Here is a 14,775-nt window from a genome sequence, read left to right as displayed (position 1 = left end):
AAGAAATCCTTAAAGTTTTTTCATCAAAATCAAACCTTAAGTTTTAATCAATAGTACTTGTACAAAATATATTGCGTGGTTTATCTGGGAATGTTATTTCCTAACATAAAATCTGTTATCGTTTTACCCTCACTAGAAAAAGTAACAGTCGCCGTACTAGAAGGATCTGAACCTCCACTATGAGTTCCAGTAATTGTTATTTTTCCGGAAGAAGGGAATTGCAACGTTGTACTTTGCGAAACAGGATAATGACACCCCTCCTCGTCCTTTGCTTCCTGACCGCAGACCGTCCAATTAATGCTCCCTTCTGAAGAAAATAAAGAAGCTCCTCCATTGCCCGTAACACTTATACTTATTGTGACATTAGCATTAGGCGGGCCGCTTAACAAACCTGTCTTGAGATCCCAGTCTAATTCCGTTGGCGTAGCACAATTCACATTGACCGCCCCCGAAACATCAGTTCCACTTATGGTATCGTCCGCATCATTACTAGGATCATCTAAAGCAATGGCTACTTTATAGTATCCTGTATAATCAGTGTTGGACAATTGATAAACATTTCCAACAATAAGCTTTGTTGCTATTTCAATATTGAGTTTCGCCCCCCCTAAACTGGTACCATTACAAAAATTGGTGGTAGCCTCCGTTAAGCTTGTCCCTAAACGCTCAAATCGATGATATCGTACCACAGGTGATACAGTAATAGTTATCGTCGCACTTACAGCTGCGTTGATCCCGTCATCAACGGAATAGGTAATCACATCATTGCCCGAAAAGCCATTGTTCGGGGTATAAGTGATTACCGTACCCGAAATGCCCGCCGTTCCGTTCGCAGGGTTCCCTTGGATACCTACCGTGAGAGGGGCGTTCTCGGGATCCCCAATCTCCCCGGCCACATCGATGGTATTATTGCTCGAGTTCCCTTCGACGGTGACCGTAATGTCATTTGCCGTCGGCGCCCCGTTTACGACCGCATTGACCTTGACCGTAATCGTCGCACTTACAGCTGCGTTGATCCCATCATCTACAGAATAGGTAATCACATCATTGCCCGAAAAGCCATTGTTCGGGGTGTAAGTGATTACCGTACCCGAAATGCCCGCCGTTCCGTTTACAGGGTTTCCTTGGATACCTACCGTGAGAGGGGCGTTCTCGGGATCCCCGATCTCCCCGGCCACATCGATGGTATTATTGCTCGAGTTCCCTTCGACGGTGACCGTAATGTCATTCGCCGTCGGCGCCCCGTTTACGACTGTATTGACATTCACTGTAACTGCATACTCTTTTGTAACACTACCCTCTGTGACCGTGTAAGTAACGGGGTCCGTAAAGTCCTGCTCCGTACCGGATTCCGGGCTTACCGAGTCTCCCGTAAACGTTATCAACGGTGCAAGGGCCGTGACATCGGTGCCCGAGGGGAGGCCGACCGTAATGTCGGTGCCCGAAACGACGCCCTCCACACCGTTTATCGAGAACAGCGTAATCTCGGGGTCACCCGTATCTGAAGCCACCTCCACCGTTACCGTATATTCCTTTTCTACACTGCCCGCTGTGACCGTGTAGCTGACCGGGTCGGTAAAATCCTGTTCGGCTTCCGATTCCGGACTTACCGAGTCTCCCGTAAAGGTTATCAACGGTGCAAGGGCCGTGACGTCCGTACCTGCGGGAAGATCCACCGTAATAGTGGTACCCGATATATTGCCTTCCACCCCATTGATCGTAAAGGCGCTTATCTCCGGTTCCGAGGCAACTACGGCTACGTTCACCGTCCACTCCTGACCCTCCCCGTTGCCGGCCGTGACCGTATAGGTAACGGGATTCGAGAAATCAAGCTCCGCATCGGCCGTAGGGGAGACCGTCGCGCCCTCCGATACCGTAAGCACCTCGGGGGCCGTGGCCAATTCCGTCCCATCGGGGACATTTACAGATACCGTATGGGCATCGGGGTCGATCGTCGACGTACCGACCTGCCCCGGCAATGAGAAGGCCACGATGTCGTTGCCCTCCGGTGACAGTTCTTCGACCACCTCTAGGTTCACCTCCGCGGTAAGTTCCTGGCCGTTACCGTCCCTCAGGTCGAAGGTAAGGGTCACCCTACCTAGGGCTTCCGCCATGAAATTGTATCGATAGGTACCGGGAACGATTTCCACATAGGCGTCCATTTCCAATCCCGTTCCGTCCTCAAGGGTAAGTCCCCCCGATCCCCCGACCATACCGTAACTGCGCTCGTACGCCACATTCCCCGTTCCCCCGTTGCCCAAGGTGACCGTAATTGTCGTAACCCCGCCGACCAGAAGCTCGGTGTCCGACGCCGTGGCCGTCCATGTGGCGGGAACCTCGCTAAGGGTATAGGTAAGCTCGAGTTCCTCCGTGAAGCCATAGGGATCCTCCGCCAGGATACGCACTTTATGCTCCCCTACCGTGGTGCCGATATATTGAAGGTTGCCGGTCAGTCCGCCAAAAGGGTGTTTCTCCCCCGGTGCCAGGATTTTTCCCTCGCCGTCCTCGAAACCGCCCTCCCCCGATTCCACCGAATAGGTGAAGCTATAGGTATAGCCTTCCACGACTTCTTCCGGGACAACGCTAAGGGCCGTAGCCAGCCCTTCGTTAACATGGCCCGTATCGGTATGGTTCCCTACAAAATCGAACTCGACCTCGGTCACTAGGCCCACCTGCTTCGTACAGGCGATGAGAATGACTATAACGGCCAAAGAATATATAAGTTTGTCGTATAGTCTTTTCACTGAACTTATTTATTGAAATAATACCTCAACCCAAGGCCTGTGTAGTTAGTAAAACTCCCGAAATCGCTATTTGCATGAAAATACTCCGATGTACGGATGATCAAGGATATATGCTCACTGACAATAATATCGATATCCCCTGTCAATACGGCTCCGTAAATAAACTTACTTTCCCCATTGACCGACACAATATTTGACACTTCGACCTCTCCATTATTTACCATTTCATAGCCTGCCAAGACACCCCCCCCTAAAGAAAGGGCCTGCATCCGCCTGTTTCTACTATAAAGGGTGATGAAATACGAATAGCTCGCCGTTATGCTCGAGTAAGGAATAGATTTTATTCCCGATTGATAATTGGCAATGGATACATTTAAGGCTAACTCCGTGAAGGTAGTCTCACTAAGATTGGTATCCAGAGTGAACTCTCCACCATAACCCTCTCCGAACATACCACCGGAGACCGAAAAAGTGTTTGTATAACTTTGCCCCATCATAAAAACGGGGATGCAAAAAAGTAAGACCGAAAATATTTTTTTAATATTCAATTGGAAGGGGAATTTACTTGTTTATTATCTAACGGAAGTATCACCATATTGTCGGAGTCTTTTTCTGCCAAGGCCACATAAATAAGCTCCTTGCTACTTAATTTGAAATTTTTGAAGACATATACGATCTCATTGACACTTGCCGGATCAAGGGATTCTTGTAGGTTAAAGGTATATCGGGGTTTCATGATTTTTTGTAATTGACCAACAGCCGCTTTTTTAAAAAAACTTACACCATCTATATGATACTCCCTTTTGGAATTATTCTCAATCTGGAGTATAAAGTAAATTTCTTCCCTGTCAACCAAAATATTGTTCAATTTTAAGACAATTCTTTTATTCTGTCTAAAACTTCTCTTAAAAACTGTTTTTTGTAAATAGTTGTTTTCACAAAAAATACGATAATATTCCTCCCTATCGACATCGTACAAATCTTGCTCAACCCCAAAAGCATCGTTATAAACGGTCCCTTCCGATTCAAGTTTAGGGCTATTTTCTGGAATTATTTGGTTTTCAATGGGATTACTAGGAATTTCTTTCTCTACTATCGCCTCTTTGAGCATTTCTCCCCCCTCGTTGATTGAAGGTTTTGACAAAGGGGACTCTTTAGCTTCCTGTATATCTTCGCGTGGTTCCCGGTTCGTTTCAGATTGAACCGTAGGCCCCTGATTTAGTTTTCCTACTGCTTGCTCAGGTGAAATTATATAATTGAACTTTCCTACATTCTCAGAATAACTCAAGTTAAACGAGAAGATAAAACCATTTTCAGTTATCACCGTAAGGTTGCTGTTCTTTCCTTTTCTTCCTTGCAAGGCCCCTATATTCGAGCTTTCATCATAAGTAAACCTAAAATTAACCCCAGGTTCTACAATTTTCACCAGTTTGGATGGAAAGAATAGACTCACAGTACTATTCTCGTTACATGCTACCGCCAATGGAGATTGGGCGACGATAGTATTGCTGACAAACAAGAAAAAAAAACCAATAAGCAAGTTAAAGGGAATCGGGGATACCTTCATACGTAAAGAAAGTTTAATATTTCCTATGGCTTTTTACCTACAAAAAAAAGAAGGCTTAACAAAACATTAAAATACAAAAATACTAATTAAGGGAGATATCCCAATAAATTATCGTCGAAAGGCTACAGTTGTAGGTTTATACCGTCAAATAAAAACCAAAAAACTTCTATCTTAACAAAGCCATTGTGCCGGTCGCACTATTCTTACCGACCATAGTCACCATATAAGTTTCTACATATCCCTTCCTTTTTGTTTTCCCTACCTGCATAAAGATTTTAAATTCTTTAAAATTACCTCAAGGCATATTAAAAACAACACACTTTTAGTTTGACCCCCTACCTCATCCCCCTTTAAGGGGCAGTCTTCCATTTTATCACGTCACGGCTTCCCCTAACATCAATACTGTCTCTTCTACTGCGATTTCCCTTCCTCATCACCTTCCCCTATACCCCCTAGAAAAGAAAATAACACCGATTTCAACCATAGGCTTGGCAAGCACAATTAAATCCTAAAACAAAGCTCGCCAATCATTGTAGTCACAATCTATTGTTTTTCTAAGTGTCGGATTCTTTTATGATTTCCATTATCTGTCCGTTGGCAATAACCGCAACGATATCCACAGCCCTTTTTATCCCCAATGATGTGTAGAGTTTAGAAGCAATCAATTCAATATCGTAATCCGCTTGAATATTTTCATGGTTTCTCTGATCGTATAGCACCGAAATGATTGAAAAATGAAGAGGTTGTTCCAGTAAATGATCCACATGTTTGTGGTTCTCCAATTTTAATCGTTTATCCAATGCTTGGCCTAGTTCTTGCCTAAGCGTTGGATAATTAGCCAAGAGTTTATCAAAATTATCGATTTGAGATTGAAGCATCTTATCTTTAGGGGCATAAAAGTAAACCTCGGCCAATTCATTTTGCCCCTCAATCTTCCATGAGCCGCTAAAATACCCCATTACAGGGTCATCACAGTATTCGAAACTATTCTCGATTTTCCCCTTTCGTCCCGAATTGGTCTTTGCTATTGCTTTTTTTACCGATTTCCCTTTCTTAAGGATCTTTCGATATCTAAGCGTACGTTTTAAAAACACCCAAATTATCAACACATGGACTATTGGAAAAAGCACTCTAAAAAAGAAGTCCTCTAAAGTATAATTTCCGGAAAAATAGCTCTGAATATCACCTCCAAAACTTACGACCATAAAAACAAAAAACAATGCACTAAGCGCTAGGCCGATAGCTGAAGAGATATAGCCATCCTTTGCCAACTTTTTATATACCCGTTTTTTAGAACTTGAATTTTCATGGGGAACACACTGCATTATCGCATCAAAATTTTCCAATTCCAAATCATTTATTTCAATAGAACCACCATGAATATCATAGAGTGTCGCGACGATATGAAAACTTTTGGAATAATGGAAATACTCTGAATGCCACCCTACAAACTCCAAATCACTGAACTCAAGCTCTTTCTTTTTCGAAAAAAACGAAGAAACACTAATGGTATTATTTTTAACGACAACAATCTTGAAACTCTTAAAAAGCCAAAACGACATAATCCCGGAAAATATCCAGGCAATTATCATAAATAGAATGACTAGTCCATTAACACGTACGGAGCTTGATGACCCCGAAGACAGTAAGCCTCCCCAAAAGAAGGCCATGCAAAAAACAAAGGCCAGGACCAGAAAAAAGTTTGGGACACCTATTTTATTTTTACCCATGATATTCTAAAATACAACTAAGGTACGTATTCATGAAGCAAAATTGAATGTCGCCCAATGTAGTTCTGTTATGAAATCTTAGATTAATTGATGACCGCTAAAATACTTAAATGGACATCGCCCCTTTCGTAATTGGCCGTATCCACTTCATTTGGCGGCTTTATGACCATTAGATTATCTCTTGATTTCAAGCACCCTGTAAGTCTGTTTGATTTTCTTGGCAAGAAACAATCAAAGATATTATGTAGGTTATTGAACGAACACGTCTTTTTCGAAGTATTTGAAATGCTCTTTAACAACTACAGAACTATCGGAAGGGATGTCGTACACGATTTCCTCCATGATACGACCTCTTACTGTCTGATTCCCTTTTTTTCTAGCGAAAACTCCAAAACTAGGAGTAAATGTCCCATCGCTAAAAGTATCTTTTTTTATCAATCCGTTTTCATATTCATTTTCTACAATTACCGTTAAGAAATGGTAATCGGATAGATAATATTCGTCCGATGAATAGTTGGAATTATAGTTCAAAACTTTTCCTACATTTTTACCCACTACCATCGTATCGGGTACTTCCAAACTAAAGAAAGAACTGTTTTTTAAGTCTATTTCCCCATTATTCAGATAATGTATCGATTGATTCTTGTACATACTGTCATGGATGACCAAGTACTCCTCCAAACTCTTTGGTTCACCATCTTGTCGGTAATAGTTCCACCAACCTTTTTTAATCTTATTTTGAAAAAGTCCCTTTGCTTTCAGTTTCCCATTTCTGTAAAACAAATAAACCGTATCTGAAATACTGCCATCTACATATTTCCCTTTGGCTTTAATTTCTCCCGAATCGTAATATTCAATATACCCTCCGTTAAACAATCCATTTTCCCCTACCTCGGATTCAAACTTTAAATTACCACTTGGGTAAAACTCTTTGTGTACTTTATTTTTACACGAGAGCGCAACAAAAAAAATGAGTAGAAAACTTGCCGTACGAATCATTATTAATTTTGCTTTAACCAATAGTTCATCCCTCCTCTTTTGCTCTCATTTTCTCAACGGATCGAATCTAGGACTTTTTGTCTTTGGGCAGGACTACCTTTTAAAGCAACCTTCACTTTAGTTGAGTCTACCCATTTAGTGAGCTTACCATGAACATCTTTATAAGAGTTCCACTGAGTTATCTGGAGCGCTTCAACACTTGCCTCTCTTTGCATAAACTCTTCTTTTAATATTTCTATGGCCTTCCCTACATTATTACCTTGCTCGGTACCGGCGGTAACCGTCTGAACCGCTTTTATGCCCTATTTTGCCCAATGGTCCAAGTGTGCCCAGAATTTCATATCTGCCCCGCCTCCATTAGGGATAACGAGTAAATCCCGAATACGGTATTTGACTAGCACGGTCCATGTTACTTTAGTTATCGTTATCATCGCATTGTCTAAAAATATAAAAGCTACCAAAAATATTTTAGATAGCTCTCTTTTCAGTTTATACCGGTTCTTACTGTGTACGGTCCTCATTGCAAACGAGTGCTAGCGGGGAAGGTTCTTAAAAAATAATTACTCAAGTCCTTTAATAGTAATTTCAGGTAACCTCGGGAATTCTACAGCCTTATATCCCATACCTTTCAATTGAGTATTGACAAGGAAAGCTTTTAGATAATCATCTGAATTGTGTAAAAGATATACATGTACATCATTTTGAGGCGATAAATCCCCATAGCTCAAATTTGGGTAATTCTCTCTGTAATTAGCGCAGAAACCTAAATATGTAATTATCGAATCTGTAGCCATTTCATACTTCTTGTCCAAAGGCTCATTTTGCCACTCTTTTAGAAAAGATTCGACCTTACCTGACACATAGCCTACAGTTGCATTTGAGTCTATTTTTTGAGGCAAAATTTTTCTAACTGCCGTTAGATATTCGGGACAGTTTTCCATTAGATCACCGGTAAATTTTACTGCAAAAGCATATGCTACCTCCATTTCATCGTCCGTTCCTATTTGTTGGGCTATCTGATTTCTTATAGACTTAACTTTATCCGGATTGTTGTTTCTTAAATCTAAACCAAGTTGCGTCATATCCTTCAAGATATTTTCAGCGGAACTATTTGATAAATCTAGCTGCTTAATGCCTTTACAGAATTCTGTAGACATCTCTTGCGAAAAAGCTTTTTCTTTACAAGAAATAGCAGAAATCAAAAGGACGATCATTAATATAAACCTCATAGCTGCTTTTTTATCCACATTATAAAACGTAACCAACACTTTTGGCTACTCATCTTTCACTACTCGCTATATTTATCATATCTGCTAATAGTTAGTTGCTTAGTCCGAAACATTGAACCGTGACATGCAATATTTCCCTCAAATAAAACGCCGAAATTTTATTTATTAATTTTTGTTCTTCATTCTGTTCCCGATTGCAGTACCTACACCACCTAAAAGTCCTGCCGTTACAACTTCAATCCAATTTATGCCACTGTTGGGCTCTCTTGTCAAAGAAGAATAGACTAAATAAATGATGACCGGTGCATAGGATGCTATGGTGATCAAATTGTTTTTCATACGGGACACTTTAATTTAGAACGTACCAAATATTAGATTATTTTTTTACGCTAAAACTGAATGTAGTAGAATCATAAACACAAAAAGAACATATACTATTCTATTTTGCTTTTTAGCTTGAAGCCCGCCGCTTCAACGGCCTTGGGATCGGTAATCATTTCGTCTAAAAGTATCTCATTTATTTCAGGGTTTTTACTTGAGTATCTTACCTTGAAGTATTTGTTGACCCAAATACTATTTACCTCTTTCAATTTAGTTGAGCCATCATATTGACGACCTTCAACAAAAAAAATAAAGTCTGCATAAGTGGATGCATTTTGGTGTTCAATGGAAGTACATTTCCCGAGAGTATAAGTTGAGTAAAATTTGAAATGATAAATTGTGCGAAAATATTTAAATGAAAAAAAACAAATGGCTAATACCAGCAGTAATTTCACCGGTTTTTTGGAATTTAACCAATCCATCATTTTTCCATTTCTTTTTTAACTTCAACAACAATAGCAGTTTTAGTACTATTAGCCCCCATTTTCAGAATGTTTTCTAAATACCCTCCCATACTTTTATTAAATTCTGAAAGCCCTAAAGAACTAATATTTTTATTTATACTATTTCTACCCAACATACCAAATGAAAAATTAATAGCAGTTTCACCAAAACTATTTAATTGTGGAACGTAACCATAATCACTCCTAGAACTTACGGAAGATTTTAATAATACGGAAGAAGCGTTTACCTTAAAAACTCCTGACATTGTAGCCTTTAATGGATCTACCTTTTTAAAATCAAACCCATTCCCAACATATTGAGTAGTAGCATCGGTAGCTATTGAAGTTAATGAACTGCTAACACTGCTTTCTAAGCTGAGCCCAGCACCACTACCAATTATCGTACTCTTAAGATATGAACCAGACCCTGCTATTAATTGTCCTTCTGCAATAATGAAAGGTAAGGTGTTTACAGTTCCAATAACAGCCACAGGAACACCAATAGTAACGCTTATTATCTTTTTCTCATCAACATTGTCAAACGCTGCATATATTTTTGCATCTTCTTTCTCACTTACGGTTACCGTCAACATCCTAGAACAACCGTTTAGACCCCGATATGATATCAGATATTTCTTTGCTTGAAATATCAAATTCCCGAACCCTTTCCTGAGTAGTATAAGAAGCACAGGAGCTTTCAGAATTAATGGGGACATTCACATAGTCAATGATAAAATATCTATTATAACCAAGGTTATTCTTAAGAGGTGTTCCTACTTGAATCCGGTCATTTTCTGTTTTTGTAAAATACCAATCATAAGTCTTTGTATTGGTTCTTTTTAGCTCGGATTTTAAAAACGCCGTACACCGCTAGTTGTTACATTTTAATGCCTTGACGGCACTCGTTGCAAGCGAGCGATAGCTAGGGGAAGGCTAGAATTACTATTATCCAAAATTCACTTTCCCATTTTATTTACACTCACTCAGTCTAAGAGTTTGACATTTCTCGAGAATACCACCACTAAGTAAGTTCGTCTTAAAGGTTAACAAAGTACTTCGATAAGACTCTGCACCCACAAAAAAAACATAAACTCTATTTTTTTCTATTAGAATAAAGTTTGGCTCCTTAAGACCAATGCATTTATTATGAAAGCCTTTGGCATAACTATCGAAAATCCGGTTTGCAAATTCTCTATTCGAATATGTTAATTTTTTTACGTGAATAGGCTGCTTATTATCTGTTGCGTTCGCTAGGGTGTATAGCGCTTCCTTCTCTAATTTTGCAAAAATAGCCTTATTATTTTCAATAAAACACTCCAATGTTCCCCACCTGGTTACCGTGTTGCTTACCGATGCTTCAACTTTAAAATCCTTTATAAATTGATTGAAAAAGAACTCAAAACAATCACCTTCTTGAACTGATTTTTTAGCTTTATTATTTTCGTTTACCGAATTTTTTGATTTCTCCTTCTCAAAATTCGTTTCTTCTTCTTTGCTTTTGCAATGAGAAAAAATTACCAATACAAATAAGGCCAGAAGAACTTTTTTCATTGTTAATGTTGATATTGGGTAAAAATTGTTTTATGATTATTCCATGGACCATGAAAGTGGTTATCGATAATGTTGTTAAAAGAAGACAGATCTGTAACTGTTTCAAAGCTAAATTGGTCAACTATATGGAATTTTGCACCTCCATTTGTTCGTTCTACGTAAACCATCAAACTATGATACGCATTGCTGAGGCTTAATCCCCAAACCGAAGTACTGTTTAGAGAAGTTCTACCTAATAATTGTGAACCTATATCGCCATATGCCCCCCCATTTGTCTTTTCAAAAGTTAATTGTTGCCCTCCCGCTTTGCCAATATCAAGTAAATGGCGCATTGTCTTATTCATGTTATTCCCATCAGCATTACCAGGTAAAATCATTGTCATTGCAGCCGCCAAATTCAAGTTTTCCCCAGGATACAATCTTCTAGTTGCTTCACAAACAGTAGTCAAGCAATCGTGCCTCTTCTTACCATTGGAATTATTCCTTTTTTGATATAATTGCGCCACAGCCAAATCCGAATTGTTAAACGAAAAGGATGTGGAACTCAACAACGAGGAATTTTTTATCAATATTTGGTTCATTGCATCGCTATAGGGACTTCTTATACGATTGTTAGATAAATAATCAGCATATTTCCATAGATTGTTGTCAATTTCTACTGTCTGATTAATTCCGTCATTTACATAAACCGATTCTCCTGTTTGTTTATTTACATAATCAGTAGGTGGTCTATATCTACTTTCCAAGGGAATCCCATAAGTCAAACCGTAGCTCTTTCTCAAACTGCTTTTTGAAAGATATTTTTTGAGACTTAATTTTAGTTGCGCTTTGGCCTTGGTATTTCTTTGTTTTAATTTCAAGTCGTCTTCTGGAGCATCATCAATGTTAGTAACAGCATTTTTCGCCCTCCTTAAAGCTTTTTTTAAATCATGCCGTTGTTTTAGCTGCTCTATTCTTCTCATTATAGAATATTTAAAAAAATGGTACAACATTAAAGAGCTAGAGATTTACGCTACTCCCCCCAACGGTTTTCAAAGACCATATCACCGATTTTAATCGTCTTGGCCGAAATAACGATACGTTTCTGCATGGGTACGTCGTCTATGGCGTCAAATTCTTCCTCAAGACTCACACAATAGGCCTTGGTAAACTCTACCCGCTGCAATTGCGACATGGCGTCTCGTTTATAGAATATAATCGTTCCGTCCTTCGTTTGATCTGAAGAGGACATCCAATGGAACAGATCGAATTTACCTTGGGATTCCAAGGTAATCATGATTTGACCACCCAATGGTTTCCCGGCAGGTTTGCCCGTAGAATCCATAGGTTGTTCAAAATTATAGGTACAGTGCAGGACGTTATAATCCTGCCCATCAATAATGAGTTTTGCTAAAAAAGACATAGTTGTAGGGTTTATGTGTTTTTAGAACTTTAAAAACGGGTTATTAACTTTGTTGGTAATCGGTATCCCATTCGGCACCTTCATCACCTTTTTGACCGTCCATCTTTATCAAGAAGTTTTTGGCCGGGAAATAAGGTTTTAAACGCACGTCTAAATAAATTCGGTCCTTTTGATTAATATCCTGCTCAAAACGACGGATCTCAAAATTCTCGATCAATTTACCGGGACCGGTAATTTCATCCAAAAAGCGAACGATTTGGTTTTGGATTTCCTTTCTGGTCCGTGCATCGAAGTTTTCAAAGGCCCTTCTGTTAAGGAAGTCCATCAACACTTTGGTCACATAATCGAAAACACGTACTACGGAATAGGTCTGTAGCCCTAGGTTGTCACCATTGAACAAGGTTTTGGCAGAAAAGGCCATTACTTTGCCATATTCATTCACCATAGGTACCAATCCTAAGTTTTCTAAATTGGCAATCTCACTTTTCCGAAGGTCAAAACGCACCCCATCAACTTCACTTAGTCCACCGTGCTTTTTACCAGCGGTAACCTGTGACATCAAGGTTTTGTATATTTTTCCGGCCAAGGCTCCAGAGGGGGGCACATGTACATCTTCTTCTTCACCTACCTCATCATACTTACCTCTACCGACCAACCAGTTACAGGTCATGATCGTATTGGACAAATAAGCATCGCCACTGGCCAAGTTGGCACTTTCGAACATTTCCATCACATCGTCCGGTTCATCTAAATGTGCAAAATCGGTAACCAAGGTCACTTTGTTTTCATGGGCCAGTTTTGCCCACTTATCCACGACCGATTTTGAACCTAGATAACCTGGAAGCACCATAAGCGAATAGTTCTCCCTTAGGTCTAAACGGTCATATTTAGACACCAATTCTTCACGTATGTAATCAAAGAAACGCGTATTGTCCAAATCGGTCAATTGGTCCAATTCGGCATTGACTACGGTTACGTTCTTCAATGAAGGTAAATCGGTGTTTTTATAAAACAAGGCAACAGAACGGTAAGAGGTCTCCAATTCCCGAGTCTCTTCAAGTGCCGTTTTAATGTTTTTGGTGTATGTTTTTTGTGATTCTTGAGCCTTATCATCGGCAGCCTGTACCAAGCCTATGATGTCATCCCCTGATTTCAAGGTATCCGACCAAAGCGATAAAATTTTCAAAAGCGACTCCCGCTCTTGTTTTTTATTGTTTTCGGTAAGGAACATTTTTCTACGTGCCTTACGATCGGGGTTTAGGTTCTGAACGTCATCAATAGCAGATTCTAATAAATCAAACCCACCGTATTTGGCAAGGTTATCTGATTTTTCCTTGATTTGCTCAATGAAAGGTTTGTCACTTAGTTGTGACTGTTTTAGTTTATCGGACATATGTGGAATAGAATAAGGTTATTTGGCATTTTTGATTTCCTCGATAAGCGCATCAATAGTCTCAACCAAGGATTGTTTGGCTTCAGGGTCTTCCAATGCCGCTTTTAAAATTTTGTTGGTCTTCAATTGCTTGATGATCTTTTTGTATTGATCACTTTCAATCTCCAACTCTTTTAAAAACACACTGTTATTTGTAATTCCCTTTTTACCAAAATCACCTAAGTTGGTGAACGCAAGTTCTTCATTGAAAACGCCACCGTCTTTATCCTCGAACGGGATATTCAGTTTAGGTTCAAAATGCTCAAAAGCATCTTCAATTGTCCTAAGTCCTTCAATAGCCTCGGGCTTTACCGGAGCATTTGGGGTCAACTTACCTACAATTAAAGTTCTATTCTGTGGTATTTCGGTCAAGGCCTCGTTTGCGTCGCCTTTTACCTCATTACCACCTATACCAAGATTACCTATAGCCATAAATTATAATTTTATTTTCTAAATTTAAATAAAAAATAGTTATACGTACAATATATACACGATTAAACGTAAAAAGGAGGCATAAGATTGCCCCCTTTTATAAATAAAAGTCCGTATATGGTTATACCCATTCATTGATATGTTCACCACCACCACTGGCCAATTCCTTGGCTGAAATAGTAAATGATTCAGTTAATGGGTTCTGACCGGTAGCATCAAAGTTTTCTTTGTACTTGATCAAATAACCTTCCTTGAATTTAACTTCTTTTAAAGTTGCGTCAGTATCACGCTTAATAAAGACAATACTTCCGTCTTTTCTTTCAAAGTTGTTGGTCATCCATTCAAAAAAACCGGTTTCCCCATTTGACTCAACAGTCATGTTGATTCTGCCACCACGGGTAACAGAAGAAGGTCTTCCTGTTGGATCAACTTCTTGATTCAAATCATAAGAACAGTGTAAAACGGTAAACTCTTTTCCCGCAACTTTCAATTTTGCTTTAAAAGCCATAATAAATAATTTTTTGGTAAATAATACCTGATTAATAATTAAGTAACGTTACATAAGAACGCTGCTAAACTATTGACTATCACTAAAACTTGCAATTTTTTTCGACGAAATACCAAATCAAAAAAGCTCGAAAAAGCGTATTGAAACACGGGGAACCCCTGTAATAATCAGTGATAGGACAAAATCTTCCCCGTATTGATTTTTTGGTTAAAATGTTCGTAAAATTCCTTTATCGACATTACGAAAATACTTTAAAATTAAAAATCAAAACATACACTTAGGGTAGTTTTTTTCTTATATAAACCCACTTAAGAACATTTGTCTACCCACAAAAAATGTAATGGTAATGATGGCTTT

At 39.3% G+C, this 14,775-nt stretch carries 15 protein-coding genes; all 15 read right to left on the bottom strand.

The genetic code is table 11. From position 1 onward, the window contains the following. Positions 1-80 precede the first annotated feature (80 nt). The 15 genes from BW980_RS18875 to tssD (BW980_RS18805) all read right to left on the bottom strand — a co-directional run bounded on the left by BW980_RS18875 (position 81) and on the right by tssD (BW980_RS18805) (position 14,418). Positions 81-2,744 (bottom strand): Ig-like domain-containing protein, encoded by a 2,664-nt coding sequence (locus tag BW980_RS18875; RefSeq protein ID WP_076456720.1) that lies wholly within the window; start codon positions 2,742-2,744, stop codon positions 81-83. Between the two features lie 5 nt (positions 2,745-2,749). Next, positions 2,750-3,241, bottom strand: a complete 492-nt coding sequence (locus tag BW980_RS18870) for a conjugal transfer protein TraO (protein ID WP_083690535.1) — start codon at positions 3,239-3,241, stop codon at positions 2,750-2,752. Between the two features lie 47 nt (positions 3,242-3,288). Further along, positions 3,289-4,311: a DUF4138 domain-containing protein gene (locus tag BW980_RS18865; protein ID WP_076456718.1), complete on the bottom strand. Its 1,023-nt coding sequence runs from the start codon at positions 4,309-4,311 to the stop codon at positions 3,289-3,291. Between the two features lie 554 nt (positions 4,312-4,865). Then, entirely contained in the window at positions 4,866-5,873 is a 1,008-nt protein-coding gene (locus BW980_RS18860; RefSeq protein ID WP_139327737.1) for a hypothetical protein, read from the bottom strand. 417 nt (positions 5,874-6,290) lie between these two features. Next, positions 6,291-7,040 carry a toxin-antitoxin system YwqK family antitoxin gene (locus BW980_RS18855; RefSeq protein ID WP_076456716.1) on the bottom strand — a complete coding sequence of 250 codons (750 nt, stop codon included), beginning with the start codon at positions 7,038-7,040 and terminating at the stop codon, positions 6,291-6,293. A gap of 560 nt (positions 7,041-7,600) precedes the next feature. Continuing rightward, on the bottom strand, positions 7,601-8,269 hold the full coding sequence (locus BW980_RS18845) for a hypothetical protein (protein WP_139327736.1): 669 nt from the start codon (positions 8,267-8,269) through the stop codon (positions 7,601-7,603). Between the two features lie 165 nt (positions 8,270-8,434). Further along, positions 8,435-8,608 (bottom strand): hypothetical protein, encoded by a 174-nt coding sequence (locus tag BW980_RS22660; protein WP_175609921.1) that lies wholly within the window; start codon positions 8,606-8,608, stop codon positions 8,435-8,437. 95 nt (positions 8,609-8,703) lie between these two features. After that, a complete protein-coding gene (locus BW980_RS18840; RefSeq protein ID WP_076456713.1) occupies positions 8,704-9,075 on the bottom strand; it encodes a hypothetical protein in 372 nt (123 codons plus the stop codon). Further along, the gene (locus BW980_RS18835; protein ID WP_139327735.1) at positions 9,072-9,686 is read right to left on the bottom strand and encodes a hypothetical protein; all 615 of its coding nucleotides are present in this window, start codon (positions 9,684-9,686) and stop codon (positions 9,072-9,074) included. The genes BW980_RS18840 and BW980_RS18835 overlap by 4 nt, the downstream gene beginning before the upstream one ends. A 376-nt stretch (positions 9,687-10,062) precedes the next feature. Continuing rightward, positions 10,063-10,644, bottom strand: coding sequence for a hypothetical protein (locus BW980_RS18830; protein WP_076456711.1), 582 nt, complete (start codon positions 10,642-10,644; stop codon positions 10,063-10,065). 2 nt (positions 10,645-10,646) lie between these two features. Next, positions 10,647-11,606 (bottom strand): hypothetical protein, encoded by a 960-nt coding sequence (locus BW980_RS18825; protein WP_076456710.1) that lies wholly within the window; start codon positions 11,604-11,606, stop codon positions 10,647-10,649. 50 nt (positions 11,607-11,656) lie between these two features. After that, positions 11,657-12,046, bottom strand: coding sequence for a type VI secretion system tube protein TssD (gene tssD, locus BW980_RS18820; protein WP_076456709.1), 390 nt, complete (start codon positions 12,044-12,046; stop codon positions 11,657-11,659). Between the two features lie 43 nt (positions 12,047-12,089). Then, entirely contained in the window at positions 12,090-13,439 is a 1,350-nt protein-coding gene (locus tag BW980_RS18815) for a DUF5458 family protein (RefSeq protein ID WP_013991782.1), read from the bottom strand. Positions 13,440-13,457: 18 nt separating this feature from the next. After that, complete coding sequence (locus tag BW980_RS18810) at positions 13,458-13,910, bottom strand: hypothetical protein (RefSeq protein ID WP_076456708.1); 453 nt, start codon at positions 13,908-13,910, stop codon at positions 13,458-13,460. Between the two features lie 121 nt (positions 13,911-14,031). Further along, the gene (gene tssD / locus BW980_RS18805; protein WP_076456707.1) at positions 14,032-14,418 is read right to left on the bottom strand and encodes a type VI secretion system tube protein TssD; all 387 of its coding nucleotides are present in this window, start codon (positions 14,416-14,418) and stop codon (positions 14,032-14,034) included. Between the last annotated feature and the right edge of the window lie 357 nt (positions 14,419-14,775).

The organism is Zobellia uliginosa, from assembly GCF_900156625.1.
Classification (GTDB): Bacteria; Bacteroidota; Bacteroidia; order Flavobacteriales; family Flavobacteriaceae; genus Zobellia; species Zobellia uliginosa.
Note: the sequence above shows the minus strand (reverse complement) of the source record. Positions and strands in the feature narration are given on the sequence as shown.

What these genes read in the sequence shown, in the direction of transcription:
- BW980_RS22660 (WP_175609921.1), bottom strand. Translation starts at nt 8,608, where the DNA reads ATGAAAAACAATTTGATCACCATAGCATCCTATGCACCGGTCATCATT.
- BW980_RS18865 (WP_076456718.1), bottom strand. Translation starts at nt 4,311, where the DNA reads ATGAAGGTATCCCCGATTCCCTTTAACTTGCTTATTGGTTTTTTTTTC.
- BW980_RS18815 (WP_013991782.1), bottom strand. Translation starts at nt 13,439, where the DNA reads ATGTCCGATAAACTAAAACAGTCACAACTAAGTGACAAACCTTTCATT.
- BW980_RS18830 (WP_076456711.1), bottom strand. Translation starts at nt 10,644, where the DNA reads ATGAAAAAAGTTCTTCTGGCCTTATTTGTATTGGTAATTTTTTCTCAT.
- BW980_RS18835 (WP_139327735.1), bottom strand. Translation starts at nt 9,686, where the DNA reads ATGTTGACGGTAACCGTAAGTGAGAAAGAAGATGCAAAAATATATGCA.
- BW980_RS18870 (WP_083690535.1), bottom strand. Translation starts at nt 3,241, where the DNA reads ATGATGGGGCAAAGTTATACAAACACTTTTTCGGTCTCCGGTGGTATG.
- BW980_RS18825 (WP_076456710.1), bottom strand. Translation starts at nt 11,606, where the DNA reads ATGAGAAGAATAGAGCAGCTAAAACAACGGCATGATTTAAAAAAAGCT.
- BW980_RS18855 (WP_076456716.1), bottom strand. Translation starts at nt 7,040, where the DNA reads ATGATTCGTACGGCAAGTTTTCTACTCATTTTTTTTGTTGCGCTCTCG.
- BW980_RS18860 (WP_139327737.1), bottom strand. Translation starts at nt 5,873, where the DNA reads ATGTCGTTTTGGCTTTTTAAGAGTTTCAAGATTGTTGTCGTTAAAAAT.
- BW980_RS18810 (WP_076456708.1), bottom strand. Translation starts at nt 13,910, where the DNA reads ATGGCTATAGGTAATCTTGGTATAGGTGGTAATGAGGTAAAAGGCGAC.
- BW980_RS18845 (WP_139327736.1), bottom strand. Translation starts at nt 8,269, where the DNA reads ATGAGGTTTATATTAATGATCGTCCTTTTGATTTCTGCTATTTCTTGT.
- tssD (WP_076456709.1), bottom strand. Translation starts at nt 12,046, where the DNA reads ATGTCTTTTTTAGCAAAACTCATTATTGATGGGCAGGATTATAACGTC.
- tssD (WP_076456707.1), bottom strand. Translation starts at nt 14,418, where the DNA reads ATGGCTTTTAAAGCAAAATTGAAAGTTGCGGGAAAAGAGTTTACCGTT.
- BW980_RS18840 (WP_076456713.1), bottom strand. Translation starts at nt 9,075, where the DNA reads ATGATGGATTGGTTAAATTCCAAAAAACCGGTGAAATTACTGCTGGTA.